General features: G+C 69.7%; 18 protein-coding genes and 5 pseudogenes. 10 read left to right on the top strand and 13 right to left on the bottom strand.

Features of this window, described 5'->3' with window-relative positions; genetic code table 11:
- Positions 1-2: 2 nt before the first annotated feature.
- Complete coding sequence (locus ACFPIH_RS13905; protein WP_381171533.1) at positions 3-1,451, bottom strand: glycosyltransferase family 2 protein; 1,449 nt, start codon at positions 1,449-1,451, stop codon at positions 3-5.
- 370 nt (positions 1,452-1,821) lie between these two features.
- Positions 1,822-2,885 (bottom strand): annotated as a pseudogene (locus ACFPIH_RS13900) (ATP-binding protein); the annotation flags it as partial.
- A 166-nt stretch (positions 2,886-3,051) separates the two neighbouring features.
- Here ACFPIH_RS13900 and ACFPIH_RS13895 point away from each other — a divergent pair.
- A complete protein-coding gene (locus ACFPIH_RS13895) occupies positions 3,052-3,555 on the top strand; it encodes a hypothetical protein (protein ID WP_381172090.1) in 504 nt (167 codons plus the stop codon).
- Here the strand turns inward: ACFPIH_RS13895 and ACFPIH_RS13890 are convergent.
- From ACFPIH_RS13890 to ACFPIH_RS13875, 4 genes and pseudogenes are all read right to left on the bottom strand, one after another.
- Positions 3,494-4,303 (bottom strand): IS5 family transposase, encoded by an 810-nt coding sequence (locus ACFPIH_RS13890; RefSeq protein ID WP_381171531.1) that lies wholly within the window; start codon positions 4,301-4,303, stop codon positions 3,494-3,496. The genes ACFPIH_RS13895 and ACFPIH_RS13890 overlap by 62 nt on opposite strands.
- A 1,359-nt stretch (positions 4,304-5,662) precedes the next feature.
- Positions 5,663-5,893, bottom strand: a pseudogene (locus ACFPIH_RS13885) (aldo/keto reductase); the annotation flags it as partial.
- Positions 5,883-5,975, bottom strand: a pseudogene (locus tag ACFPIH_RS13880) (IS5/IS1182 family transposase); the annotation flags it as partial. The pseudogenes ACFPIH_RS13880 and ACFPIH_RS13885, both read right to left, overlap by 11 nt.
- A 137-nt stretch (positions 5,976-6,112) precedes the next feature.
- Positions 6,113-7,090, bottom strand: coding sequence for an aldo/keto reductase (locus ACFPIH_RS13875; protein ID WP_381171529.1), 978 nt, complete (start codon positions 7,088-7,090; stop codon positions 6,113-6,115).
- 344 nt (positions 7,091-7,434) lie between these two features.
- Here ACFPIH_RS13875 and ACFPIH_RS13870 point away from each other — a divergent pair, with 344 nt between their 5' ends.
- From ACFPIH_RS13870 to ACFPIH_RS13855, 4 genes and pseudogenes are all read left to right on the top strand, one after another.
- Complete coding sequence (locus ACFPIH_RS13870; protein WP_381171527.1) at positions 7,435-8,322, top strand: helix-turn-helix domain-containing protein; 888 nt, start codon at positions 7,435-7,437, stop codon at positions 8,320-8,322.
- Between the two features lie 140 nt (positions 8,323-8,462).
- A complete protein-coding gene (locus tag ACFPIH_RS13865; RefSeq protein WP_381172087.1) occupies positions 8,463-9,308 on the top strand; it encodes an aldo/keto reductase in 846 nt (281 codons plus the stop codon).
- Positions 9,309-9,445: 137 nt separating this feature from the next.
- Positions 9,446-10,875, top strand: a pseudogene (locus ACFPIH_RS13860) (metallophosphoesterase).
- Between the two features lie 291 nt (positions 10,876-11,166).
- Positions 11,167-12,372: an aldo/keto reductase gene (locus ACFPIH_RS13855; protein ID WP_381171525.1), complete on the top strand. Its 1,206-nt coding sequence runs from the start codon at positions 11,167-11,169 to the stop codon at positions 12,370-12,372.
- A 679-nt stretch (positions 12,373-13,051) separates the two neighbouring features.
- Here the strand turns inward: ACFPIH_RS13855 and ACFPIH_RS13850 are convergent.
- Positions 13,052-13,786 carry a TetR/AcrR family transcriptional regulator gene (locus tag ACFPIH_RS13850; RefSeq protein ID WP_381171523.1) on the bottom strand — a complete coding sequence of 245 codons (735 nt, stop codon included), beginning with the start codon at positions 13,784-13,786 and terminating at the stop codon, positions 13,052-13,054.
- Positions 13,787-13,911: 125 nt separating this feature from the next.
- Here ACFPIH_RS13850 and ACFPIH_RS13845 point away from each other — a divergent pair, with 125 nt between their 5' ends.
- The gene (locus ACFPIH_RS13845; RefSeq protein WP_381171521.1) at positions 13,912-14,646 is read left to right on the top strand and encodes an SDR family NAD(P)-dependent oxidoreductase; all 735 of its coding nucleotides are present in this window, start codon (positions 13,912-13,914) and stop codon (positions 14,644-14,646) included.
- Between the two features lie 257 nt (positions 14,647-14,903).
- Here the strand turns inward: ACFPIH_RS13845 and ACFPIH_RS13840 are convergent, their stop codons facing one another.
- From ACFPIH_RS13840 to ACFPIH_RS13820, 5 genes and pseudogenes are all read right to left on the bottom strand, one after another.
- Complete coding sequence (locus ACFPIH_RS13840; RefSeq protein WP_381171519.1) at positions 14,904-15,680, bottom strand: hypothetical protein; 777 nt, start codon at positions 15,678-15,680, stop codon at positions 14,904-14,906.
- 13 nt (positions 15,681-15,693) lie between these two features.
- A complete protein-coding gene (locus ACFPIH_RS13835; protein ID WP_381171517.1) occupies positions 15,694-20,463 on the bottom strand; it encodes a putative T7SS-secreted protein in 4,770 nt (1,589 codons plus the stop codon).
- Positions 20,464-20,465: 2 nt separating this feature from the next.
- Positions 20,466-21,122, bottom strand: a complete 657-nt coding sequence (locus ACFPIH_RS13830) for a hypothetical protein (RefSeq protein WP_381171515.1) — start codon at positions 21,120-21,122, stop codon at positions 20,466-20,468.
- A complete protein-coding gene (locus ACFPIH_RS13825; protein WP_381171513.1) occupies positions 21,119-21,535 on the bottom strand; it encodes a hypothetical protein in 417 nt (138 codons plus the stop codon). Before ACFPIH_RS13825 ends, ACFPIH_RS13830 begins: the two co-directional genes overlap by 4 nt.
- 392 nt (positions 21,536-21,927) lie before the next feature.
- Positions 21,928-22,278 (bottom strand): annotated as a pseudogene (locus tag ACFPIH_RS13820) (alpha-amylase family glycosyl hydrolase); the annotation flags it as partial.
- Positions 22,279-22,916: 638 nt separating this feature from the next.
- Here ACFPIH_RS13820 and ACFPIH_RS13815 point away from each other — a divergent pair.
- Both ACFPIH_RS13815 and ACFPIH_RS13810 read left to right on the top strand, forming a co-directional pair.
- On the top strand, positions 22,917-23,066 hold the full coding sequence (locus ACFPIH_RS13815; protein ID WP_381171511.1) for a hypothetical protein: 150 nt from the start codon (positions 22,917-22,919) through the stop codon (positions 23,064-23,066).
- A 45-nt stretch (positions 23,067-23,111) separates the two neighbouring features.
- A complete protein-coding gene (locus ACFPIH_RS13810; RefSeq protein ID WP_381171509.1) occupies positions 23,112-23,753 on the top strand; it encodes a hemerythrin domain-containing protein in 642 nt (213 codons plus the stop codon).
- A 7-nt stretch (positions 23,754-23,760) separates the two neighbouring features.
- On the opposite strand, the gene ACFPIH_RS13805 is transcribed toward ACFPIH_RS13810, so the two are convergent.
- Positions 23,761-23,949 (bottom strand): hypothetical protein, encoded by a 189-nt coding sequence (locus ACFPIH_RS13805; protein ID WP_381171507.1) that lies wholly within the window; start codon positions 23,947-23,949, stop codon positions 23,761-23,763.
- A gap of 94 nt (positions 23,950-24,043) precedes the next feature.
- On the opposite strand from ACFPIH_RS13805, the gene ACFPIH_RS13800 reads away from it, so the two are divergent.
- Together ACFPIH_RS13800 and ACFPIH_RS13795 are read left to right on the top strand one after the other, a co-directional pair.
- Positions 24,044-24,901, top strand: coding sequence for a class I SAM-dependent methyltransferase (locus tag ACFPIH_RS13800; RefSeq protein WP_381171505.1), 858 nt, complete (start codon positions 24,044-24,046; stop codon positions 24,899-24,901).
- 289 nt (positions 24,902-25,190) lie between these two features.
- Positions 25,191-26,124: RNA-guided endonuclease InsQ/TnpB family protein (locus ACFPIH_RS13795; RefSeq protein WP_381171503.1), on the top strand; the 934-nt coding region annotated here is incomplete at its 3' end.

Raw genomic sequence — 26,124 nt, 5'->3', positions numbered from 1 at the left:
CCTCAGGCCGGCTTCGCTATCACGACGAACTGGTTCTCCACGCCGCGCAGACACCGCAGCAGCCCCCGGAAGGAACCGGCCGCCTCACAGAGCGCGAAGAACGGCATCAGGGCAACCACCGCGATCGGCTCCCACCACAGACGGCGGCCGTTGGCCGACACCGAGGCGTTGATCTTGAGGCCCTCCCAGTACATCCAGACCGCGTAGCCCATGGTCACCGCCCACAGGGGCAGGATCCACGGCGTGACGGGCGAGGTGTTGAGGTCGCCGAGCAGCGCGCCGACCGCCAGGACGACGCCGACGTGCTGGAAGGGCCCCATGACCCAGGTCGTCACGCTGTACATGAGCAGCGCCCTGGAACGGCGCGGCAGGCTGCGGTTGAAGGCCAGACCCACCAGACCCCAGGACCAGCGCTCCCGCTGTTTGAGGAAGTCCCGCATGGTCGCCGGGGACGCGCCGTAACTGCGCCCGGAGAACCAGTCGCTGCGCCCCTTGTAGCGACTGGCGAAGACCAGGGCCAGGTGAGCGTCCTCGCAGATGGAGTCCGGGCCGAAGTCCCAGCCGATCGTCGCCTCGATGGACGCGCGGAGCAGCAGCAGCTCGCCGTGCAGCCCGGCCAGAGGAGTACCGCCGCCGGTGAGGACGGCGAAGCGGGCGATGTCGTCGGCAGGGCGTATCGCGTCGGCCAGCCAGGTCAGGCGGTTGACGGCGTTCTCGCGCGGATAGGTCAGCATGCCCTGGGCCAGGTGCTTGCCGTCGGGGCCGGCGCGGCGTTGGGCGTTGATGAAGCGGGCGACCTGTTCGGCCGTGTCGGGGCCGACGCCGGTGTCGTCGTCCATGTGCAGCACCCACACGTCGTCCAGGGCCTCGCCCTCGGCGATGCGCAACTCGTGGGCGTAGTGGTTGGCGCGGGCTTTGAAGCGGGTGCCGCCCGGCGTGCGGTAGGTCTTCGGCACGGTGACCACGCGAACCAAGGAGCTGAGGGCAGCCAGGGCGTCGATGCGGTCGGCGGCCTCGCAGCCCTCCTCCGTCAGGATGTCGATGCGCAGCGCGGGAAACCAGCGCGGCAGGAACGCGCAGTACGACAGCACCGACCGCTTCAGTGCCGGGTAGGTGTCGTTCCGGCCGATGGTCGGGACGAGCACGACGAGCCGGTCGTGCAGCGCCGGGTCGGCGTTGGTCCAGCCGTGTTGGCGCGCGATACGGCGACGGGTGAGCGCGGCACCGGTGACGCCGACGAGCGAGCTGACGACGGGCAGCGTCCACAGGACGGTGACCACCCAGCCCATCAGCGTCTCCCTGGGGGAGTACAGCGCGGAGGAGAAGGCGTAGGCGAGGGCCGCGGTGACCAGGAAGGACAGGAAGCCCGGCTTCCAGGCTGCCTGACGCTTGACCATGCGCGCGGTGCGGCGGGACGGGAAGATGTCGATGCCGTCCGCAGAGGTGGTCATGATCACCCACTTGCGTATGTAAAGGCTGACTTATCGCTCAGCGCAGGAACGCCCCTGAAGCACTATGCGGAACCTTGCATGACGATTGCGGGTTTTGTGAAGATGATTCCCGCCACAAGTCTTGATCGGACGAGGCGTGACCCCAGGACGCCAGCGATGGCGGGCCTGCACTGCACTGCACTGCCGTGCCGTGCCGTGCCGAACATCGTGTGCCGCTCAACGGCGGGGCGCCCCACGCAGGCGACCGGCATCCTGGTGCACCTCCGCACCTCCGCACCTCCGCACCTCCGCACCTCAGTTCTCGGCCGACCCAGGTTCGGCGGGCAGTCCGTACGCCTCCGGCCCAACAGGTAACCCGGCGTGCTCGTGCTCAGGAGGACCATGCCGCGAGGAGTTCCGCCGGGCCGTACGCGGCGTCGAGCCCCGCGCATTCGGTCCCGCTGCGCGAGATGGCGATCACAGGCACGGGAGCAGGCGTGAGCGCGGCGCGGTGTCGGTGCAGCGCCGCGAGATCGTGCCGGTCGAACGGGGAGTTCTCCAGCCACTTCACCGAGCCGACGAACAACAACTCCTTGGCGATCGGCGCGCGGTCCCCTCCCACGACGTCGATCTCCACAGCGTTGGTGCGGGTCCAGTAACCGCCGATGACGGGGGGCGGCGGGGAGGTTCGCGTCGGGCAGCAGCCGTGCCAGCGCCTCGCGTACCAGAGGTTCAACGGCCCTGCCACGCCAACTGGTCCAGTTTTCGCGGATGCGCCGCTCGATCTCCTCCATCGCCGGACCCAGGAGCTTCAGCCAGAAGCGGAGGTGGGGATCCGCGACCCGGTAGCGACGATCCTTCGAAGGCCGCGTGGACACGGGAAGCTCCGCCGCGATCACCCGCTTGTCCGCGAGGATCGCCAGCGACCGCTGTAGCGGGGTCGCCCCGATCCCGCCGGCGGCGCGGGCAATATTGGAGAACGTCCGCTCACCGCTGCCGATCGCCGATCGCCGATCGCCGAGAGGACGGTGCGGGCTTGGGCCTGCTGAGGGAACTCTGCAGCGAGCGAGCGCTCCGCCGACACCAGCGAGGCCGAGACCGGATCGCTGAGTGCCGCCTTCAGGAACTCCCGCATCCCGGCGCCGTGCGTCCACTCTGCGCAGATCAGGGGCAGTCCACCGGTGATCAAGGCCGCATCGAAGGCCGAGGCGGTCGAGGCCCACCATCTCGCCCACCTCCGCCGGGTTGAGCGGACCCAGCACCATCTCCCGTCCGCGCTGGTGGAACGGGCGTCCATAGCTGTTCAGGCGCCTCCATCATCGACAGGTCGGAGCCGATGAGAATCAGCAGAACCGGCTTCGTCTCCAGCACTCGGTCCCAGGCCCGCTGAAGCATGCCCTCCAAGGCACCCTCCGCATCCATCAAATAGGGCACCTCGTCCAGGACCACCACGCTAAGGGCTTGCAGGGAAGCAACACCTTGATTCCCTGCAAGCCCTTAGAGGTCGTTCTCTTTCCGAACCCCGAGTGCGGTTTCTGCTGGTCAGGTATGAGATGGCGACTGCCATGGAAGTCTCGCTCCGTTGCTGACCGAGGTGTCTTGGGGGTGTCAGATGCCGTCGATGCGGGCGGTTTTGGAAGCGCGGCAGAAGGCCGCGGCGGTGCGGGTTGAGGAACTCGAAGCCGAGCTGGAGCAATTGCGGGCGGCTCTGGCGGCGGCGGAAGAGGTGCTCCGGCATCGGGTGATCGGCCTGGAACAGTACCTGGAGGCGCTGGCCGAGGAGGATGCGCCCACCGTGGCCGTCGTGTTGCAGAAGAAGCCGGTGGGACCACGCCGGGCGGTGCCTCATCGGGTCGACGCGGCCGGGGTTGAGGTGTTGTCGGTGGACTACCAGGCGTTGATGGCCGCCGCCCTGGAGGCGGGAGGAGACGGGCTGGGTGCCCGGCGGGCAGCGGTGGTGCTGGGCTGGGACAGTGCTTCCGCTTCCCGTGTTGAGGGAGCGAGGGCCCGGTTGAAACGGCTGGTGGAACGGGGCTGGCTGGTCGAGGAGAAGCCGGGCAGGTTCATGCTGCCCGCGCCGGAGCAGGACGCTGCTGGCGCTGGGCGGCCAGGCGGCGGCTCATGAGCATGGCCATCGACCACAGGATGACGGCTTCGCTGGTGTCGGTGCGTCGCTCGTAGTCACGGACCAGGCGCCGGCTGCGCAGGAGCCAGGCGAAGGATCTCTCGACGACCCAGCGTCGGGGCAGGACCTGAAAACCTTGGACGTCGTCGCTGCGGCGGACGATGTCGAGGATGACTCCGAGGTGCTGGGTGGTCCAGTCGGTGAGGTGGCCGGTGTAACCGCCGTCGGCCCAGATGCGCGCCAACTTCCGGAAGTGATCCTTTGCTGCGGGTAGCAGGCTGCGGGCGGCGTCCCGGTCGGTCGTGGACGCCGGCGTGACCCGCACGGCCAGAAGCAGTCCGAGGGTGTCGGTGAGCAGGTGCCGCTTGCGCCCGTTGATCTTCTTCCCGGCGTCGAAACCTCGCGAGGCATGGGTGACGGTGGCGTCAGCCTTCACCGACTGCGAGTCCACGACCCCAGCGCTCGGCTCCGGGCTGCGGCCCTCAGCCAGGCGGACGGCCTCGCGCAGACGTTCATGCAGCTCGGTCACCAGCCCCACATCCCGCCAGCGGGCGAAGAAGGCATAAACGCGCGGCCAGGGCGGGAAGTCGCACGGCATCGCCCGCCACTTGATGCCGTTGTCGACGAGGTAGCGCACCGCGTCGATCATCTGCCGGTGGCAGTAGCCCTCCGGACGGCCTCCCCGGCCCGCCAGCCATCCCGGCACCGGCAGCAGATCCCGCACCAGTGCCCACTCCGTATCGCTCATGTCCGAGCCGTACCGGGGTCGGCGCCCTGGCCGGTCGGCCGCGTTCCCGAACCGATGGGCGAGACAGTCACACCCAGGAGTGGACGGACTGGACCCGGCAACCACGACCACGCGACACTTCGACAACAGGGCCTCTTGTTTCTCGCTGGACTCGACAACCGCGAGCTACCAAGAGGCCCTTCCTCTATGCCCCACCAGCCAGCAAGTCACCCGATCCAGCACACCGTTCGAACCAGACCGAGCGCACGATCGGATAGAGAACGGCCAGTTAGGGAGCCATACGTCAGCGCGCCGGAGATTCGCCCGAGCGTCGTGTGCGGACTGTTCTCGCGGATAAGCCCAAGCCGATAGCCGGTGCGCAGCGGCCCGCACAGGGTGTGTGCAGACGGCCAGAGGCCTTACCTCCGAGAGGGTAGGGCCTTTTGCGTCGCAAGGCCGGTGCGCTGGACGCCCTTTTGCTGCCCGGCTGTGAACTGGAGGCCCATCCGGCTGGGGTGCGGCCAGCCCGTCGGCAGGGCGTCCCTGGGGCCAGGATGGGGCCGGAAAGACGGTGAAACCCTGTGAACGATTAACAGGCCCCGGATGCGTCCATGCCTGTTGACCTGCATAGACGGCGAAAACAGGGACGGCCAGTGAACCCTGGGGCAACGATCTTGCGTTCTCGTAATGCGTAGGTCTCGGGTTCGAATCCCGAAGGCGGCTCTTAAAAGTGCAGGTCAGAGCCCAGAAAGCCCCTCGCGGAGATCGTGGGGGGCTTTTTCTGTGCCCGGATGGGAACACCCTGGGAACATTGAGGCGCCGATAAATCTCCTACGTCTATATTTTCTGTACTCGCATACTTTTCGGGGTGAACCTGGTGTCGACTGCGCCCTCGACGCTGGGTGTGGCCAGCCGTGAACGTGGGTGCGCATGCGTGGTGTTGTGGCGTCACCCGAGGGCTTGATGTTGTCGACGCCTCGGGTGCGCCGAAGGGGAGGTTGCTGATTGTGGTGGCCGGCGGTGACGAACCCGGCTGTGCTCTTGGGTGGCCCGCGCTGCTGTGACCAGTCCAGGCCTTCGGCCAGGTCGGTCCCGTGGAGCAGGTGTGCGGGGTGCTGGTGGTCGATCCAGCGGGCCCGTTGGTGTTCGGCGCGGTGCAGCCAGGTGTGGAAGCGGTGGTCCTGGGCGACGCAGTCGCGTGGTTTCCTGCACGTCGTAGAGAAGTACAAGCCGGGGCCGCTGGATGAGCGCCCCCGGCAGCCGTGAGCCGCAAGTTGGGGGACGGCAGCGGGGCCCTCACCCAGACTTCCCCCGAAACCGTCGCCCCGTATAGATGCGCGTGGCTCCCATCCGCATGCTGGGAGTACCCGGGACCTGGTGTTACCAGTCGGTGCGCATGTACGTGGCGGGGTAGCGATTGCCTGCGGAGCCGTGGGGCAGGATCTCGACGATGCGCTGGAGGTCGGCCGGCGTGAGTTCCACGTTGGCGGCGCCGGCGTTCTCCTCGACGTGGGTCGCGCTGCGGGTGCCGGAGATAGGGACAACGTCGTCGCCCTGGGTCAGCAGCCAGGCGAGGGTGAGCTGGGCGACGGTGATGGTTGACGAGGCAGCAGGCGAGTTTGAGCAACGCTTCGTGGATGTCGGCTCGTCGTTCCTGTCGGATGCGCAGACGGCGGAAGCCGTGCAGCCACGCAGTTGGGTCGGCCGCGCGGAACAGGACTCGTCCCACGGCGAGCACCTCACCGCACGGCCGCCCCAACCGCCTGGCTCCTCCTGCGCCGCCTCGCAGGATCAGCCCTCTCACAGGCTTTTCAGACGCCCTCCAGCGGATCAGAAGTAGGTGGGCAGGCGCGGGGTGTAGGGGTCTTCCAGTGCGGCGATCTCGTCCTCGGCCAGTGTGAGGTCGAGCGCGGCGACGGCGTCGGTGAGGTGGTGGGTCTTGGTGGCGCCGACGATGGGCGCGGACACGACGGGGTTCTTCAGTACCCATGCCAGTGCGACCTGGGCCATCGGGACACCGTGCGCGTCGGCGATCTTCTGGACGGCGTCGACGATGGCTTCGTCGGTGTCGACGAAGAGGGGGCGGCCGGCGTAGTCGGTGTCGGGGGCGGCCTTGGCCCGTACGGTGCTGTCCTGGCCCCAGGGGCGGGCGACACGGCCGCCGGCCAGGGGGCTCCAGGGGATGGAGCCGACGCCGGAGTGGGCGAGCAGGCCGAACATCTCCCGCTCCTCCTCGCGCGCCAGCAGGCTGTACTGGTCCTGCATGGAGACGAAGGGCGTCCAGCCGTGGCTCTGGGCCGAGTGCTGCATGGTGGCGAACTGCCAGGCCCACATCGAGGAGGCGCCGAGGTAGCGGACCTTGCCGGCCTTGACGACGTCGTGCAGAGCCTCCATGGTCTCCTCGACCGGGGTCTGCGGGTCGAAACGGTGGATCTGGTAGAGGTCGACGTAGTCGGTGCCCAGCCGGGTCAGAGAGGCATCGATCTGCTCCATCACGGCCTTGCGCGACAGGCCGGACCCACCGGGTCCGTCGTGCATGGGGTTGAACAGCTTGGTGGCCAGGACGACGTCGTCGCGCTTCGTGTACTTCTTGATCGCGCGGCCCACGATCTCCTCGGAGGTGCCGTAGGCGTAGATGTTGGCGGTGTCCCAGAAGGTGATCCCGGACTCGACGGCCTGGCGGAAGATCGGCTCGGCGCCCTCGTCGTCCAGAGCCCACGGCATTTGCGAGGTGTCGCCGAAGCTCATGCATCCGAGTGCGATGCGGCTGATCTTCAGTCCGGAGGTACCCAGACGGGTGTACTGCATGACGCGCTCCTCATCGTCGGCGCAGCCGGCCGACACCGGCTGCCTCGTCATCGAGGCTAGGCAGCCAACGGTGGCGGTGGGAGATGCTGCCGGCACCCCCTACCGAGCAGGCGACATGCCTGCCGTCGCGGTAGGGGCCGCCTGGGTGCGACGCTTCCTGGCCGCCCGACGGGCGCGGATCACCCCCGGACCAGGTCGGCCGACCCCGTGGTCGGGTGCGTGCGACGGCCCGCGGCCCGGCATGATCGTGCGGTGGTGCGGCGGACGCCGGCGTGCGGGATGGCGCTGAGGGGGGTGCTGGCAGCATCTCCCACGTCCGAAGCGGAGCTCGTAGCGTGAAGGGCATGAACAACCGCAGCGAGGTACGGGACTTTCTGATCTCACGCCGCGGGAAGGTCACCCCCGAGCAGGTGGGCCTCGTCGACCACGGCGGCACCCGCCGTGTGCCCGGTCTGCGACGCAGCGAGGTGGCCGACCTGGCAGGGGTGTCGGTGGAGTACTACACCCAGCTCGAACGCGGCAACGTGCGCGGCGCCTCCGAGAGCGTCCTGGACGCCGTGGCCCGGGCGCTGCTGCTGGACGAGGCCGAGCGGGCACACCTGTTCGACCTGGCGCGTGCGGCCAACAGCGGCACGGCGGTACGCCGTCGCCCGGCGGTGCAGCGGGTACGTCCGGCCATCCAAGCCATCTTGGACAGCCAGCTGGCCCCGGCCTATGTCACCAACGGCCTCGGGGATGTCATGGCCACCAATGCGCTGGGCAGAGCCCTCCTGTCTCCGCTGTACGAAGACCCCGCCCGGCCGGTCAACGCCGCACGGTTCCGCTTCCTGAACCCCCGCGCGGCCGGTTATTACCTCGACTGGGAGGCCACCGGCCGCGACGGCGTCGCCGGGCTGCGCCTCATGGCCGGCAAGAACCCCTACGACAAGGCACTCACCGATCTGATCGGCGAGCTGTGCACCCGCAGCGAGGAGTTCCGCACCCGGTGGGCTGCACAGGACGTCCGGCTGCACCGCACGGGAGCCAAGCGGCTGCACCATCCGGTCGTCGGTGACCTCGAGCTCTCCTACGAGGCTTTGGATCTGCCGTCCGATGCCGGTCTCGTGCTGATCGTCTGCACCGCGGAACCCGGCTCATCCAGCCGCCAGGCCCTCGATCTGCTCGCCAGCTGGGCTGCCGCGCCGGACGCCGTCGAGCCCGCTCAGGAAGAACCGAGCGACCGCGGCCAGTAGCACCTGGCCCACACTCCCCGAACCATCCAGCCCGCCGCCGGCCACCGGCTGAGCACGGGCAACGAACCGCCGTTCCCCCACGTGCCGGCGCGCACCCTCGCGCCGTCCAGCACCACCCCGAAAGGTTCACCATGTCCAAGATCCCCCATGTCACGCTGAACAACGGCGTCCAGATGCCGATCCTCGGCTTCGGCGTCTTCCAGGTCCCCGCCGAGGAGACCGAGCGGGTCGTCACCGACGCCCTCGCCGCCGGCTACCGCCACCTCGACACCGCCGCCGCCTACGGCAACGAAGAGGCCGTCGGCAAGGCCGTCAAGGCCAGCGGCATCGCCCGTGACGAGCTGTTCATCACCACCAAGATGTGGGTCAACGAAAAGGGCGAAGAGGGCGCCAAGGCAGCCTTCGACACGTCCCTGCGCCTGCTCGGACTGGACTACCTGGACCTGTACCTGATCCACCAGCCCTTCGGCGACTACTACAGCTCCTGGCGCGCGATGCAGGACCTGCACCGTCAGGGCCTGATCAAGGCGATCGGCGTGTCGAACTTCTACGCCGACCGCCTGGTCGACCTCATCGACCACAACGAGATCGTCCCGGCGGTCAACCAGATCGAGACCCACCCGTACTTCCAGCGCGCCGACGACCAGGCCCTCATGACCGAGCGCGGCGTACAGATCGAGTCGTGGGGCCCGCTGGCCGAAGGCCGCAACAACATCTTCAGCGACCCGACGCTGAGCGCCATCGGTGAAGCGCACGGCAAGTCCGTCGCCCAGGTAGTACTGCGCTGGCTGACCCAGCGCGGTGTCGTGGTGATCCCCAAGTCCTCGCGACCGGAGCGCATGGCCGAGAACCTCGCGGTCTTCGACTTCGAGCTGACCGGTGACGAGATGGACCGCATCGCCAAGATGGACACCGGCGCCAGCATCGTCTTCGACCACCGCGACCCGCAGACGGTCAGCGCCGTCGGCGGGTACCGCCTCGGCTGAGAACGCCCTCTCCCTTTCGCCGACCGGCTCCGCGGTGTCCGTAGGCACGCCTTCGTCCGCCTCCCTGCCGGGTACGGCCAATGGGACAGCAGTACCCGGCACCTAAGGGTGCATCCGGCCCGGCGGTATCTCAGCGCATGCCGGCTCATGAGCCGGCATGCATCTCAAAGGAAGGGCTGCGCAAGGTCGTGGTCGTCATCTTCGCGCTCGTCAGTGCAGTCCTGCTGGCACTGTTCGGCGCACTCCACTGGTACGTGTGGCGCCGTCTCATACGGGACACCACGCCCAAGGGTTCGCGACTCCGGCGAGCTGGGAGCGTCGTCTTCGTGGCCGGGCCCCTGCTGTCGGTGGGTGCCATGAGTGCAGAGGGCGAAAACGTCCCCTTCCTTGTGCAGCGGATCCTGGCCTGGCCCGGGTACCTGTGGATGGCGCTGTTCCTGTACCTGCTGCTCGCGCTGCTGGCCGGTGAGGCGGTGCGGCCTGTGCTACGGCGGTGGCTCGCGCGTCGCGGAGCCGGCGCAGGTCTACGGCAGCGGGTTCTGGCGGCGGCTCAGCCCGTGGAAGCGCAAGCGGGTGACTCCGGCGCGGAGGAACTCGTTTCGGCCGACGCGCCACTGCCGACACCAGCGCATCGCGGCGATTCCGATGCGGCACGAGGCACCGCCGGGCCCGTCACCGTTCTGGATCCCCCGCCCGCGTCGGAGTCCGCGCCGCCGGCCGGCACCGTCCCCATCGGCCCGTCACGCCGTCTCTTCGTCTCCCGTGCCGTGGGCGGCGCCGCGGCAGCCGTCGCCGTCGGAACGGTCGGCTATGGCACGTACGGTGTGCTGCGCGGGCCGAAGGTGAAGCGCCTCACCGTTCCGCTGGCCAAACTCCCGCGCGGCGCGCACGGGTTCCGTATCGCCGTGGTCAGCGACATCCACATCGGTCCCATCTTGGGCCGTGCCTTCTCCCAACGGGTCGTCGACACCATCAACGCGACCCAGCCCGACCTGATCGCGGTCGTCGGCGACCTGGTGGACGGCAGCGTCGAGAACCTCGCCCCGGCCGTCGAACCACTCGCCGGGCTCCGGGCACGGCACGGCACGGCACCTACTTCGTCACCGGCAACCACGAGTACATCTCCGGCGCCGAGCCGTGGATCGAGAAGGTACGGGAGCTGGGGCTGCGCCCGCTGGAGAACGCCCGTACGGAACTGCCCGGCTTCGACCTGGCCGGCGTCAACGACGTCCAAGGCGAAGTAGAAGGCCAGGGTCCCGACTTCGGCAAGGCCCTCGGCGACCGCGACCGTACCCGCGCCGCCGTCCTCCTCGCCCACCAACCCGTCGTCATCGACGACGCCGTCCGTCACGGCGTCGACCTCCAGCTCTCCGGCCACACCCACGGCGGCCAGCTCTGGCCCGGCAGCCTCCTCGCCGGACTGGCGAACCCCACGGTCGCCGGCCTGGAGCGTTACGGCGACACCCAGCTCTACGTCAGCCGCGGCGCCGGCGCCTGGGGCCCACCCGTCCGCGTGGACGCACCATCCGACATCACCGTCATCGAACTCGCCTCAAGGCGGGCATAGTCCCGGCCCGTTCAATCAACCTGACCGCCCGGACCATCGAAACCACAGAACGCCCATCGCCGGACGAGCGTGGACATCATCCGAAGCCCACGGACCTTGACCGACTCCGCCGGGTAAAGCGCCAGGCGTTCATCTCAGGATCGGTATGCCCTGGCGCTCGCCGAGACCGCCAGGTCGCGGTTGCGTTCGGGCCTGGCCGCAACCGGACCAGGGCAGCAAGGTCCGCTTCTTCGTCACCCACGGTGATGCACCGAGGGTGCTCTCAACAGACGACCACGAAGGGTGCAACCCATGCACGAACAGGACAGCACGCCGAACAGCAGTCCGACAGACCGCGGCCGTCGCGGCTTCCTGGGCGCAGCCGCCCTCGCGGCGACCTCGCTGATGGCCGTGACGGGGGCCGCACCGGCCCAGGCACACGCGGCACCGCCGGCCAAGGGCACCGGGGCCCCCGTCCGCGGTCGTCACCAGGTGACCGCGGCGATCACGCAGACCGGTCGCCGCAGGCTCGGTTCCTTGAAGGTCTCCAGCATCGGCCTCGGCACCCAGACCATGCCGGGCAACCTCTACGGTCCGGTCACCAGTCGCAAGGACATGGTCGCCCTCATCCGGACAGCGGTTGGCCAGGGTGTGACGTTCTTCGACACGGCCGAGGCGTACGGGCCGTTCGAGTCGGAGCGGATCGTCGGCGAGGCTCTCCGGCCCGTCCGCGACAAGGTGGTGATCGCGACCAAGTTCGGCTGGGACATCGACCCGGACACCGGGGCCGTAACCGGCCTGAACAGCCGCCCGGACCACATCCGCCGAGTCGTCGACGGCATGCTGAAGCGGCTGCGGACGGACCACATCGACCTGCTCTACCAGCACCGGGTCGATCCCACCGTCCCGATCGAGGACGTCGCGGACACGGTGAAGGACCTCGTGGCCCAGGGCAAGGTGCTGCACTGGGGCCTGTCCGAGCCGGGCCTGGGGACCGTCCGCCGGGCCCACGCGATCCTGCCGCTCACCGCGATCCAGAACGAGTACTCCACGCTGTGGCGCGGACCGGAGGAGAACGTCCTGCCGCTCTGTGAGGAACTCGGCATCGGCTTCGTGTGCTGGGCACCGCTGGGCATGGGCTTCACCACCGGCGCGATGAGCCCGTACTTCCCGTTCGCGGAGGGCGACTTCCGGCCCGTGTTCCCCCGCAACAGCCGGGACAATCTGGCCGCCAACATGCCGCTGGTGCAGCTGCTCCAGGAGTGGGCCGTGCGCAAGGGTGCCACGCCTGGCCAGATCGACCTCGCGTGGCTGCTGGCCCAGAAGCCGTGGATCGTACCGATCCCCAGCACCACCAGGCTGTCCCACCTCCTGGAGAACATCGGCGCGGAAGAAGTCCGCTTCAGCCCCGACGAACTCCAGGAGCTCAACGCCGCTGTCGCCCGCATCACCATCCACGGCGACCGGCTCCCGCCGGCGGCCCTCGCGATGACAGGCGTCGAAGCACCGCCCCGCTGACCAACGACGCAGACCTGACGGACCAGAACACAATCCCGACCACCCCGGCCGAACTCCCCCATGTTGACGGTGTTCCCCCCGGGGTGGCCGGTGCCCGGAGCCCGGGAGTCACCTATGTGTCAACTCGCCTCGGTGCAGTCCGTCCAGCACTACCCTCCACGCCGCCTTCAAGAACGAGGCCTGGGATCTGTCCGACGTCGACGGCCGGCTCCAGCTCTACGGTCAGACAAGATCATGTGCCGACTCGTAATGCGTGGGTCTCGGGTTCGAATCCCGAAGGCGGCTCTGCCGAAGCCTCAGGACTCACTCGCCGAGCGACGCCTTGAGCAGACCCGCGTGAATCCATTCGACGTCGACGCACGCACGACGGGCAGCGGCGCGGGCTCGATTGAGCGCAAACTCGGAGACGTCCAGAGCGCCCACTTGCCAATCCTGGCCGGTCAGTCAGATTGGGTCAGCCCCTTCGCCGCAGCCGACGTCGAGCGCCCGGCCCGACGCCAGGCCTTCGAGCTCTGCGACCAGCGTGGCGTTGGGCTCACCACTTCAGACTTGCCTCGATCATGGTGAATCTCCGTGCCGTGGCGGTATTCGTCATGCCGGCATCCGGCCGGGCCTCGCGCCTGCGCGAGTCGACGCTGCGATCTTTGCGCGTGCCGTTCGGCTCAATGAAGCTTTCCGATCACATCTGCTCCGTGATGCGGTCAAGGATGTGGCCCTGGCCAGGGTGCTCGGCAACGGCGCCACGGCCGGAACGTGGGGCGCCGCCCCGGCCGGCGTCATCGTCATCGTCATCGTGATCCTGGCCGTGCTGCTCGACAGCGCTTGCGCCGGCCGCTGCCGCTGCCGCTGCCGTGGGGATGGCGTTGTCGACGAGGACGGCTGCGATGGCGGCGGCGGTGGTGAACGCCTCGGTGTTGAGGACTCGGCTGCGGGCCGAGGCGCCGTCCAGGAGCAGTGCCAGTTGCTCGCCGAGCTGTTCGGGGTTGGTGGCGCCGGCCTCGCGGGCGGTATCGGTGAGCCGGGCGGCGAAGGCTTTTTTGTAGGTGCGGGCCTGTACGCGTGCCGGGTGGTCCGGGTCGGGGATTTCGACGGCCGCCGCGATGAATGGGCACAGGGGCGAGTGCACGTCGAAGGCGGCGAGGAGTCGTTCGCGAGGCGTGAGGTCGGTGCGGTCGAACACTTCGGGCAGGATGTCGGGATCGAATCGGCGTAGGCATTCGGCGATCAGCTCGTCCTTGCCGGTGAAGTGCTGGTACAGCGTGCGCTTGGACACCTCGGCCACCGCGCAGAGCTGGTCCATGCCGGTGCAGTTGATGCCTTGATCGCGGAACAGTTGTTGTGACGCGCTGAGGATGCGCTCTCGTGCGCCCCTGCCGCGGCGCAGGCCTCGCGGTCCCTTCTCCAACTCAGTCACACACCCAGCGTAGCCCACTTGGGTACCGCTCGGTGTGCATAGCTTGCACCCCGCGCGGCCGTTCGATACGTTAAGTATGCAGACCGGTGTACATAACGTCGGCACGGCAGGTGAATGGAGTGGTCGTGGGAAAGCTCGATGGCAAGGTCGCGGTGATCACAGGCGCGACGAGTGGGATGGCGCTGGCCGGTGCGAAGTTGTTCGTCGATGAAGGAGCTCACGTCTTCATTTCGGGCCGGAGGAAGGACGCGCTGGACGAAGCCGTCAAGCTGATCGGCCGGAACGTGACCGGCGTACAGGGCGATTCGGCCGACCTCGATGATCTGGACCGTCTGTTCGAGACGGTCAAGCGGGAAAAGGGCGCGGTCGACGTGTTGTGGGCAAGTGCCGGGACGGGCGAGCAGGGCAGGCTCGGTGAGATCACCGAGGAGCAGTTCGATGCCGCCTTCTCGCTGAACGCGCGCGGCACGCTGTTCACGGTCCAGAAGGCGCTGCCGCTGTTCAACGATGGAGGCTCGATCTTCATGACCGGGTCGAACGCGTCGCTCCGGGGCTACCCCGATTGGAGTGTGTACGCAGCGAGCAAGGCCGTGCTGCCCGCCTACGCACGGGTGTGGGTGTCCGAGTTGAGGGACAGGAGGATCCGGGTGAACGTGCTGACCCCCGGCCAGGTCGCCACGCCGATTCTGGAGCAGGTGATGGACGACCAGATGAAGGCGCAGTTCGAATCCGTGATCCCGCGGCGAGAGATGGGCCGCCCTGAAGAGATCGCGTCGGTCGCCTTGTTCCTCGCCTCGGACGACTCGAGCTACGTCAATGGCATGGAGCTGGTTGCCGACGGCGGCACCACAGTGATCTGAGCGCGTCGCTGGCGGTCGTCAGCGCCGCGCCGCGCAGGCCGGGCGCCGGAGCTGCGCCGCTGACCCAGGCCGACGCGGGCAGTCCCTACGCGGCCTGGGTGCTGCCAGGGCTGATCCTGGTCGGGACCGGTATCGGGTCGGCCGTCGTCTCGGCGGCCGCGGTCGTGCAGCAGGGTGCCGATCCGCGCGACGCGAGTACGGCGGGCGCGCTCAACAACGTCTCCCAGTCGAACAGAAGGTCGTCGCACGCCGGTGGTTCACGGCTTCTGCCCGGTCGGCCGGTCGGCGTAGTCCTCGACCAGGTCGGCGACGAATGAGAGCAGGGCGTCGATGCGGTGGCGGTCCTCGCGCTGGGCGCGGAGGGACTGGTGTAGCGCCCGGAGTTGGTTCAGGGCGGCCGGGACCCGGTCCCGCACCTCGTCGAGCAGCTCCGTGGTGATCAGGTCCAGGCATGCGGTGAGCAGGAGCCGGGTGGCCGGGGAGGGAGGAGTCGGGTCGGGGGCGGCGAAGCCGGTGGTCAGGTACCGCGCGGGGTCGGTGAGGCTCCAGCCGACGACGGTGCCGTGCTGGACGAGGAGCGCCACGTCGGGGGCGATGCCGATGCGGGCCTGAAGCGGCTCGTCCAGGACGTCGAGGTCGCGTAGGCAGGTGAGTTCGGTGTCTCCGGGGGCGCGGCAGAGCTCCGTGGTCACCTCCAAGCGGAAGTCTTGGGCCTCGTCCGCGCGAAGGCCGCCCGGGCGGACGGGGGGTGTAGCGGGAAGGCGGGCGGAGTCCTCGGCATCGGCGGCCTCACCGGCGATCTGGAACTCGGCGCCGACCAGATCCCGGCCCGCCTGATCGAACCGGAGCTCGTCAGGCGTGTCCCACAGCCACGGCTGACTGCCGAAGGTGTCCAGAAGGAACCGCCCGCGTTCCTCGACGTTTGCGTACGTCGCGACGCGCACGCGGAAGTCCCGGAAATCGAAACGCGGGCTGATGGGCAGCGGATCGTCCGTCACCGTCGCGGTCCAGTTGTCGTCGATGGTGATTCTCATGGTGAATGCCACCTCATCTGACCTGCACTCCGGGAGCCATGTAGCCGTTCTTGGCCGGAATCCTGCCTTCCACCACGTCGGCGTGCGTAATCGGCCCACCGGGATCGGTGGGCAAGCCGCCCAGCGCCTCCGCCCCGGAAGGACCCTTGATACCGGACGAACCGTATGCCGTGATGACGTTGCCTGCCCCGGTACGGTCAGCCCGGACCACCACGATGTCCTCCCCCTTTCGGAAAATCAGGTTTCCGCTGCCCGCTGTCGAGTGGTACACGGCGTCCGGCTTCTTGAGGATCTCCGTGACCATGTCCTCAGTGAAGCCATGGTCGTGTGCGTGGTAGTTGCCGGCCTTCTTGATCTTGCCTTCCTGCGCCCTCTCGATGACATCGTCCATCGCCTTGAGGGCGTCGTCCCTGGCCTTCTGGGCCTTCTCCTCCTTCGTGTACTTGGGCATGAGGCCCAGCGGGTCGCACCCGCTGTGCGGGTTGTCCACGTACGCGACGGGGTTCGGGGCGGGAGCGAGGCCGAGGGGGTCGGGGGAGGTGTAGCGGCCGGTTTCCGGGTCGTAGTGGCGGAAGTGGTTGTAGTGGAGGCCGGTCTCGGGGTCGTAGTACTGGCCGGGGAACCGCAGCGGGGTGTAGGCGCTGCTGTCACGGGACCAGGCGGTGGTGCCCCAGAGGGTGCTGCGGGTGCGCCAGGCGACGCCGCCCGTCTCGTCGATGAGTTCGGAGGGGGAGCCGATGAGGTCGGTGGCGATGGCGAAGAACCGGCGGTCGATCTCCTCCTGGCGACTGTCGGCCGTGAGGATGCGCTCGGTCTGGGCCAGGGGGACGACGTCCCGGTGGTCCCAGGTGAGGGCGACCGTGTGCGGGGCGTCCGGCTGATGGCTGGTCTGTTCGCACAGGGTGAGTCCGTCCCAGGTGAAACGGATCTCCTCCACCACGCTGTCGCCGTCGGCCGCCAGGCGCTGTTTCGCGGTGCGGCGGCCCAGCGGGTCGTAGCGGTACCGCCACCGGGTCCCGTCGGGGGTGGTGACGGAGGTGAGGCGGTTCTCCGTGTCCCATGCGTAGCGCCAGGTGTCGGGTTTGCGGGACAGACGGGTCTTCTGCCGCAGGGTGACCCGGCCGAGGGCGTCGTGTTCGAAGCGGACTCCTCCGGCGCGGGTGATGCTGGTGCCGCTGTAGGCGCGCTCCCCGGTCGCCTCGCTGCCGGGGTGCCGGGCGGGCCAGGATGCCGAGGTCTGGTTGCCCGCGTCGTCGTAGGCGTACCGCTCCGTCCAGTCCTGGGCGTGGACGGCGGTGACCCGGCCCATCGGGTCCAGGTCGAAGGCGCGGGTGCCCGACAGCCGGTCGGCGACCGAGATCAGGTGACCGTCGGCGCGGTAGGAGTAGGCGCGGCTGTTCACGGCGCGGGTTCCGGCGGTGATGTGCTGTGCGGCGAGGCGTCCGGCTTCGTCCCAGGTGGAGGACACGGTGATCGCGTCGCCGAAGACGCGGGCGAGCTCCCGGCCGGCGGCGTCGTGCGTGAAGTCGATCCGGTGACCGCCGGTGGTCAGGCGCTCGACCTGCCCGTCGGCACCGTAGGCGTAGGAGGTGACATGACCGGTGGGCGTGGTGCGCTGCCTGCGGCGGCCCAGAGCGTCGTGGGAGTAGGAGACGGGACGGCCGTCCACCAGCTCGGTCTTGACCTTCCCGCGTCGGTCGTACTGGTAGCGGAGCTCGCTGTCCGGTCCGGCCGCCTCCAGCAGGCGCCCGGCCCGGTCGTAGACGTAGGTCGTCACGCGGCCGTCGACGTCCTTGCGGACCACCTGTCCGAGCTGGTCGCGCTCGAAGGAGACGGTCCCGCCGAGCGCGTCGACGCGGGCGGCGAGCTGCCCGGCGGCGTCGTAGCGGTAGGTGAGGGTGCGGCCGTCGAAGTCGGTCTCACGGACGACGTCGCCGGCGGCATCGTACTGGTAGGCCCAGGTCAGCCCGTGCGGGCCGGTGACACGGGTGAGGCGCAGGTCGTTGTCGTGCTCGAACTCGTAGCGGGCGCCGTCGGGCCGGGTACGGGCGACCGGCAGGTCGAAGTGGGTGTATTCGAAGCGGGAGACGCCACCGGACGCGTCGGTGTGGGTGAGCAGGTTGCCTTCGCCGTCGTAGGTCCATGACTCGGTGTCGCCGCCGGGGCCGGTGCGTCGGGCGAGCTGCCCGTCGGCGTGCCACTGAAGGCGGGTGACGCCGCCCGTCGGATCGGTGCTGCGGACCGGCCTGCCGAGGGCGTCCCGCTCCGTGCGGGTGAGGGCGCCGGACGGGTCGGTCACCTCCACGGGCAGCCCCTTCGCATCGCACACCACGCGGGTGGTGCCGCCGAGCGCGTCGGTGACCGTGGTGAGCCGGCCGGCGTGGTCGTAGGTGTAGCGGGTGGTGGCGCCCGCCTCGTCGGTGACCGAGGTGCGGTTGCCGCGTTCGTCGAACTCCTGCGTCCTGCGGGCCCCGTCCGGGCCGGTCACCTCCACCGGCAGACCGAACGGGCCGCGCACGGTACGCAGTTCGCTTCCGTCGGGGCGGACGGCGGAGACGACCCGACCGTCCTCGTCGTAGGAGAAGGCGGTGGTGAGGCCCAGCGGGTCGGTGCGGGTCAGCAGGTTGCCGCGCGGGTCGTAGGTGAACCGGGTGGTGTGGCCGAGCGGGTCGGTGACGGCCAGCAGACGGCAGCCGGGGCCGAACAGGTGGCGGGTCGCGTGCCCGTCGGCGGTGGTGAGGGTGGTGGTGTGGTGGCCGGTCTCGGCATCCGGTTCGGTGTAGGCCAGGGTGATCTGGACGTGGCCGGCCTCGCCGCCCTCCGCGACGACGCGGTCGCGGTCGTCGTAGACGTAGTCGTAGCGGCTTGCGTTGGAGTCGGTCCAGGCGATGACGCGGCGGCGGTCGTCGTAGAGGAACGTGGTGCTGGCGCCGGACGGCTTGGTGACGGCCGTGAGGTTGCCGTCCTCGTAGCCGTAGCCCAGCACCGGCAGGTCCGCGCCGTTCTCGCCCGCGCCGGCCACGGAGAGGGCGGTGACGAGGCCGTCGGTGACGGTCAGCTTCACCTGGTGGCCCGCCGAGTGGACGAGGGCCAGGGGCAGGCCGTCCTCGGCGCGGTCGACGGTGATGGTGTGGCCGTTGCGTTCGGTGATGCCCGACAGCCAGGCCGTGCCGTCGCCGCCGGGCTCGGTGCCGGGCGGGGCGGTGAAGTGGAAGGTCAGGCCGCTGTCGGGGCCGGTGACCGTGTAGTCGCCGTCGGCGTCGCGGGCCAGGAGCGTGCGGGAGCGGCCCGAGTCCGGTGTGGTGGGCGCGCCGGGGACCGGGTGCGGGTAGGGGATCAGGAGCCCGTCGGCGGTGACGTGGACGACGCCGATCGCGTCGATCTGGAGGCGCTCGTCGACGGTGGACGTCCAGGCGGGTCCGAGGAAGCGGCCGGTCGCGTTGCCGGACTCGGTGCGGCGGGTGAAGACCAGCGGCAGGATGCCCGGGAGTTCGAGGTCGGTCTGGGGCAGATACATCCGGCCCGTGGCGAGGTCCACCGGATCGCCGCCGGGGTTGCGGTCGCCGTCCGGGGTGTTGTGGGTGCCGTCCGGGGCGTCGTCGAGAAGTCTGCGCAGCCGTGCGGCGTCGGCGGCCTCCTCGGCGATGCGTACGCCCTTCACCGCGGCGCCGCCTCCGCCGGTGTCCACGGTCAGGGCGACGTCGGGCAGCAGCCGGCCGAAGCCCTCGGCCGGGTCCTTCATGAAGTCCTTGACCATCTGGGTGCCGGTGCCGACGGGATCGTTGGCGGCGACGACCAGACCGGCGGCCAGGCTGTTGAGGGACGTGGCGTACTCGGCCGGGTGCGTGAGGTTGTAGGGGTCCATGGGGTTGACGCTGCGGACGAAGTTGAGGATGCCGGCCGTGCCCTTGATGACGCCGCCGCCGACGTGGTCGCCCATGATCTGCAGTTCCTGCATCCCGTCGTTCAGCTGCTCGGCGTAGGACGGCTTCTGGGGGGCCATGTCGCGGGCGGCGCGGACCGCGCTGCGCGCGGTCTCCGCCGCCGAGTTCCGCTGCGTGCGGGCCTCGGCGAGGATGTCCTGGGCATCCTGCATCAGCTTCTGGCCGGGGTCGTCGAACGTCGCCGCGGGCCGGGGAGGCAGCGAGGACGGGTCGCGCTTGTCGGCGGGCTGGGCGTTGTAGCGGTCGACGGCGGCGTTGTAGCCGTCGACCTTCTTGCGGTGGGCGTCGGCGGCGTCCTCGGACGCCTTGACACCCTCCTTCCACTTGTCGATCGCCGTCTGCGCCTGTCCCTGCGCCCAGGTGACCGTGCCGGCGAACGCCTCCAGCGCGCCGACCGCCTTCGCGCAGGCATCGGCACCGGTGAACCACTTGGGCGGCTGGGTGCTCACCGCGGTGCGCAGCGCTTCGGCCGTCTCACCCTTGAGCCGGGAGGAGTCCAGGCCCTTCAGGCCCTCGCCCGCGTCGTCGAACGCGCTCTGGAAACCGAGCAGTTTCTCGGCGGTGGAGCGGATCTTGTCCGGGCTGCCGTAGATCAGCTTGGTCTTGTCCTCGGTCTGCCCGAGGTCCATCTCCTCGACCTCGGCGCCCAGCCGGTTGGCGACCGAACGGGACTGCTCGCGCACCCAGTCCGCGCCGGACTCCCAGCCGACGTCGTCCAGCCGGTCGGCGGTCCAGTTCCCGGCGTCCTCGACCCGGTTGCCGACCCACTCGACGCCGTCCTCGACCGCGTCCTCGACCGAGTCGGGTGTGATGTCACTGATGAAGTCGCCGATGCCCACGGTCAGTTCCCCCCGGAATCACCCTGCTGCTGTTCCTGTTGGGCGCGTTCCTGCGGGGACGGGCCGAAGGTGTCGTCCAGGGCCTGGTTCCACTGGTCGTCGGAGATGCCGAACGCGTCGTTGAGGATCTGCGACTGCTGCCCGCCGCGGCCCTCGGTGAGCACCGTGCGGCCGGTGTCCTTCCAGGTCTGCTCGATGTCCTGGCCGGCCTTGTCGAACGACTCCGCACTCCAGTCCGGGTTCAGGGCGTCCGGTGTGAAGACGTCGCCCCAGTCCTGCTGGGTGATCTCCTCCTCGCTGGCGTGCGGGTTGCCGCCCATCACGGAGTTGACGCCCACCTTCAGCGTGCCCGCGATGTACTGGTCGTGCTCCCACTGGGTACCCGCCGCCAGACCGAGGCGGTTGGCCAGCGCGCTGGCGTCGTGCACCAGGGCGCGCACGCCCCACTCCCAGCGCTCGCAGAAGTCCTCGAAGTCCACCGACAGGCCGTGGTGCCCGGCCTCCATCCCGGTCATCGCCAGCCCCGAGAAGCCCTTTCCCATCACCGAACCGGTGGCGCCGCCCAGTTCACCGAGCTGGTCGATGGTCGCGCCCACGCCCTGGGTGAACTTCGCGACGGATGCCTTGTCGAGCTTCAGGTCCGCTCCGTCACCGCTCATGGCCGCGGCCCCTCTCCCGCCGCACCGGCGTCCACGGCGACGGCGTCCGCAACGATGCCCACGACCGGCGGGAAGAACATCGACCCGTCCTCGGTGGCGATGTCCACGGCCAGCCCGGCGGGCTCGTCCAGTGCGGGCACGATCTCGTCGACGATGCGCGCGCCCAGCAGCGCCGCGTAGTCCATGGGCTGGTCACCGGGCGCCTGGCGCAGGGCGAACCGGGCCAGCGCGGCCTCGTCGGTGAACCCGCAGATCCACCGCACCCCGCCCGACCGCGCCGACCACAGACCCCCGCCGGCCATCGGCACCAGAAGGACCGAGCGCCGCATCTCACCGACCAGCGCCCGGGGGTCACCGACCCCATTTCTCCGCTCGGCGATCCGCTCGGCGAGCACCGTCCCTGTCTGCTCCACGGTTCCTCCCCCGTCGTGGGTGACTGATGGCACCGTAGATCAGGACGCGCGGTATGGCAGGGTCGGTTCTTGTGAAGGTCTGCTCGGAGCCGGACCGATCTCGGGACACGGCAGTCGCCGGCAAGGAGATCGTGGTCTCCACCGCCCACAATCCCAAGGGCATGTCGCGAACTGCACGTTCTGGCTCAGCGGCGGGGGCGCCAGCCATGACCAGTCCTGAGGACTGCCTCCAGATGCGGGTGCCCGCCCTCGTCTCCGGCAACTCGGACGGGCTCCTGCAGATGGGGGCGCTGGGGTGATTCCGTCGCCGTCCGTCAGTCCAGTTGCAGCAGGGCCGTGGTGTCGGGGGGCAGTGTGCCGTCTTTGTTGAGTGGTGCTGAGGTGAGGAGGGGGTTGGTGGTGTGGGGGAGGCGGCCGGGGCGGACGTGGGCTTCGGCGACGAAGACGCGGGGGTCCGGGTAGCTGTCGGCGATGGTGCGCCAGGTGCGGAAGATGTCGTGGACGTCGTCGCGGTCCCAGTGGGGGTGGTTGTCCTGGCCCTCGTGGGCGGTGACGGAGAACTCTGTCTGGCCGAGGTCGGGGAGGGCCGGGTCCTTGGCCATGCCGTGGGCGACGTCGATGCGGAAGCCGTCGACGCCGAGGTCGAACCAGAAGCGCAGGATCGAGGCGAACTCGGCGCGGACTTCGTGGTTGTCCCAGTTGAGGTCGGGTTGTTCGGGGGCGAAGAGGTGGAGGTACCACTGGCACGGCTACCACGGGGATCCGCAGCGTACCGCCGAACGCTTCCGCGACGGCGAACTGCGCACCGGTGACGTGGGGTTCGTCCACGACGGCGAGGTGTTCTTCGTGGCCGCGCCGACGGACCTCATCTCGGTCGGCGGGCGCAACGTGTACGCCGGTGAGATCGAATCGAGTGGGCGATCGAGGACAGCGGGCCGGTCCGCAAGAGCTGCTCGGCGCTGGTCGAGGTGCCCGGCTCACCCGTCCCCCGGCTCGTCCTGTTCCTCGAACCGGGCCGCCGCAGCGACGACTTCCACTCGATCGCCGACCACGCCGCCAGGGTGGCCTGGAGAAGGCCGGCGATCGCGCTCTCCGAGTGCGTCTTCGTGGAGCGCGGACACCTGCCCCGAACGCCCAGCGGCAAGATCCAGCGGTTCCGCTGCCGGAGCCTGCTCGGCCGGGACGAGAACCGGCTGACGACCAGAGCGGCAGGTCCTGCCACCCGGCTTCTTCGCCGACACCGAGATCGTCGACGGCGGAGACCACCTCCGGCTCCATCTCGACGAGTACCCCTACGGACTGGTTCTGGTCACCTCGCTGACCTTCCTGCGCGAACCCGACCGTCCCGCTGGACGGCGCGCTGCCCCCCGACGGCGGTGGCGTGATCCGAGCGCTACAGGTTTTCTGCCCGGGCAGGATTGCCACTGCCGGATTCTTCGCCCAGGAGGTGCCTGCGCTGGTGACCGCCGAACGCTCCATCGCGGACCGGCTGGACACCGTCCTCATGTCCGTCCCGGAAGACGCCTGGTGAGCGCCTCCGCTCACCGAGCACGAAGCCAACTCGCCGAGGAGCGTCATGTCCCAGTCCTTCGCCACCCTGCACTCTGCCCATCAGACGATGCTGCTGGCCCATCGCGCGATGGTGCGCGACCTGGACCGGGTCGCCCGCACCGCCGAGCAGCTGGCGAAGTCGCCGAACCCCGAACAGGCCGTCGCGCTCAGGGAGTACGTCGACAGGCTGTTCCAGGTGATCGAACACCACCACGAGGGTGAGGACGAGTTCCTCTGGCCGCGGCTGCGGCGGCTGGGTGCCGACGAGGAGGCGCTCACCCTGATGACCACCGAGCACGACGAACTGTCGAAGGTGCTGCACAGCTGGCACGACGTCAGCCGCAGGCTGGGTACGGCCTCCGGAGTGGAGGCCGAACTCGCGAGGTTGACGAAGGGGGTACGCGAACAGCTCTCCGAGCACGCCGGGGACGAAGAGCGGGAACTGTCCGGACGACTCGCCCCGGTGCTCGGCAAACAGATCTGGAGGGGGTTCGCGACGCACATGCGCAAGACGGCCCCGAGCTGGACCCTGAAGTTCATGCCGGCCTGGCTGTCCTCCGTGGCCGGCTCCGGCGAGCGGGGAGGGGTGCCCGCGCCGCCGGTGGCGGCACTGTTCCGGCGCTGGCTGGAGAAGCGGCAGCGGGCCGCGTTCGGTGAGAACTACTGAAGGTCGATCACCAGTTTCCGTAGTCCTCGACCATGGTGGCGATGAGGTCGAGCAGGGCGTCGGCCCGGTGCCGGTCCTCGTGCATGCGGCGCGCGCCCCTTGGGCCGGTCGGCTCAGGCGCGGCGCGCCTCGGCTGTGCGGGTGGCCGCCGGTGGAGGATCGGTGGGGAGGCGGCCTCGGGACCGTCACCCGGCACCGCCCCGACGCGTGAGAGGTCCGGCCATGAAACTGTTCGACCAGGGGGTCTCCGTCCTGCTCGACGACACCCTCGGCGTCGCACCGGCGGCGAGGTGACCGGCGTTCCGCGCCGGGACGGGCCGGGCGGCGGCCGCTACGGCGAGGCCGTCTTCCGTCCCGAACAGGCGGGCGAGGGCGAGCGCGTCGACTTCGGCGCCCTCGCCTACGACGACATCACCATGGCGCGGCTGCGGGCCCTCGGGGCCGGCCCGGGGTGGCGCTGCCTCGACGTGGGTGCCGGCACGGGCACGGTCTCCCGTCGGCTGCTGGACGAGGCCGGGGTGGCGAGCGTTCTCGCCGTGGACCGCGACGTACGTTTCCTCACCGGGCGGGCGGTGCCCGGGCTCGACGTGCTGAAGGCCGACATCACCGCCCCGGACTTCGCCCCCGGCAGGTTCCGGCTCGTCCACGCGCGCTTCGTGCTGATGCATCTGCCCGAGCACGACCGTCTGATCACGCGACTCGCCGAACTCGTCGCGCCCGGCGGTGTGCTGGTGCTCAGCGACGCGGTCGACCTGACGAGCGACCGGACGCCCGGTACGCCGTACACCGCGGTGATGCGGGCGATGTGGCAGGGGCTGGGGGCCACCATCGGCACCGATGTCTCCTGGGTACCGTCGTACCCCCACCTGCTGCGCGGGGCGGGGCTCGTGCCCGTCGCCGCCGAGATCCATGTGCCGCCGCTGCTGCCCGGCAGTCCCATCAGCCGCTTCTGGGCGGACACGTGGGAGCGGAGCAGAGCGGCGATGCTCGCCACCGGCCTGGTCGACGACGCGGCCGTCGACGCGGCGATTCGGTACCTGGGCTCCGACGCGTGCGCCGCGCTGTCAGCCGGCATGCTCACCGTCTGGGGAGGGAAACCCGAGGAGGCCGCCATCGGTACGGCGGTGGCGTGGGGAACACGGCGCTGACGCAGTCCGGCCGGATCCACCTGGCTTTCGGGCGGGGTGCCCGGTCCTTCGGGGCCGGGGTGAATGCCCGCTCCCGTGGTGCGGGGCAGGGGTAGCCGGATGGCCGCCAGGGCGGTCCGGCGTCGTCGTCCGGGATGCCGAGGGTGGCCACGGACGGGCGGTGGCGACGGGAAGTCGTGGGGCCTGGGGCCCGCGGCTGGCGGCCGACGGTGGGTGGGGTGGTCACTCGCATGGGTGATGGTGATCGATGTTGTGCGCGGCCGTGGAACGTGTGGCCTACGTTCACGGCATGGCACGGTTTCGGATGTACCCGACGGGCGGGCAGGAGCGGCAGATGCTGCTGCACTGCGCGCACGCGAGGTATGTGTGGAACCTTGCCGTCGAGCAGCATGCGCACTGGAAGCCGGGCCGCGGGTCTGCGCCGGGGTTTGCCGAGCAGTGCCGTCAGCTCACCGAGGCCCGGCGCGCCAATGAGTGGCTGGGTGCCGGGAACGCGGATGTGCAGCAGCAGGCCCTCAAGGACTTCGCGAAGGCCAAGAGCGCGCGTTTCACGTCGGGGTTCGGTGAGCCGACCTGGCGCAGGAAGTTCGTACATGAGGGTTTCCGTGTCATCGGCACCGACCGCGTCCCCGAGTACCAGGCAGACGGCTCGGTGAAGCTGAACGCGAAGACCGGCCGGCAGGTCATGGGCCGCTCGGTCGTGGTACGGAAGCTGAACCGGCGGTGGGCGCAGGTGAAGGTGCCCGGCTGCGGCTGGGTCCGCTTCCGCCTCAGCACCGGCGGCAAGGGCGCGAAACTGCCCGACGCGAAGACGTTCCGCGTCACCTTCCGCAACGGGCAGTGGCATGCCGCGTTCGCCGTCGTCCCCCAGCCGACACCCGCGCCCGGCACCGGCGAGGTCATCGGCATCGACCGCGGCGTCACCATCACCGCCGCCCTCTCCGACGGGCGGAAACTGAACTGCCCGCAGCTCACCGCCCGGGAACACGCCCAGATCCGCAAACACCAGCGCCGCGCCGCCCGCGCACCCAAAGGCAGCGAGCAGAAAGCGGCCGGGTACGCGGCCGTCGCCCGGCTCAGGGCCCGCGAGGCCAATCGCCGCAAGGACTGGTGCGAGAAGACCAGCACCCTGCTCGCCCGCACCTACGACCTGGTCCGCTTCGAGAAGCTGAACATCAAGAACATGACCCGCTCCGCGAAGGGCAGCGTGGAGCAGCCCGGCA

This window comes from Streptomyces vulcanius (assembly GCF_042653945.1).
In the GTDB taxonomy this organism is placed as follows: domain Bacteria; phylum Actinomycetota; class Actinomycetes; order Streptomycetales; family Streptomycetaceae; genus Streptomyces; species Streptomyces mangrovi.
This window is presented reverse-complemented; position numbering and strand designations above follow the sequence as displayed.

What these genes read in the sequence shown, in the direction of transcription:
- ACFPIH_RS13875 (WP_381171529.1), bottom strand. Translation starts at nt 7,090, where the DNA reads ATGCAGTACACCCGTCTGGGTACCTCCGGACTGAAGATCAGCCGCATC.
- ACFPIH_RS13840 (WP_381171519.1), bottom strand. Translation starts at nt 15,680, where the DNA reads ATGAGAATCACCATCGACGACAACTGGACCGCGACGGTGACGGACGAT.
- ACFPIH_RS13855 (WP_381171525.1), top strand. Translation starts at nt 11,167, where the DNA reads ATGCACGAACAGGACAGCACGCCGAACAGCAGTCCGACAGACCGCGGC.
- ACFPIH_RS13890 (WP_381171531.1), bottom strand. Translation starts at nt 4,303, where the DNA reads ATGAGCGATACGGAGTGGGCACTGGTGCGGGATCTGCTGCCGGTGCCG.
- ACFPIH_RS13895 (WP_381172090.1), top strand. Translation starts at nt 3,052, where the DNA reads ATGCGGGCGGTTTTGGAAGCGCGGCAGAAGGCCGCGGCGGTGCGGGTT.
- ACFPIH_RS13810 (WP_381171509.1), top strand. Translation starts at nt 23,112, where the DNA reads ATGTCCCAGTCCTTCGCCACCCTGCACTCTGCCCATCAGACGATGCTG.
- ACFPIH_RS13830 (WP_381171515.1), bottom strand. Translation starts at nt 21,122, where the DNA reads ATGAGCGGTGACGGAGCGGACCTGAAGCTCGACAAGGCATCCGTCGCG.
- ACFPIH_RS13870 (WP_381171527.1), top strand. Translation starts at nt 7,435, where the DNA reads ATGAACAACCGCAGCGAGGTACGGGACTTTCTGATCTCACGCCGCGGG.
- ACFPIH_RS13905 (WP_381171533.1), bottom strand. Translation starts at nt 1,451, where the DNA reads ATGACCACCTCTGCGGACGGCATCGACATCTTCCCGTCCCGCCGCACC.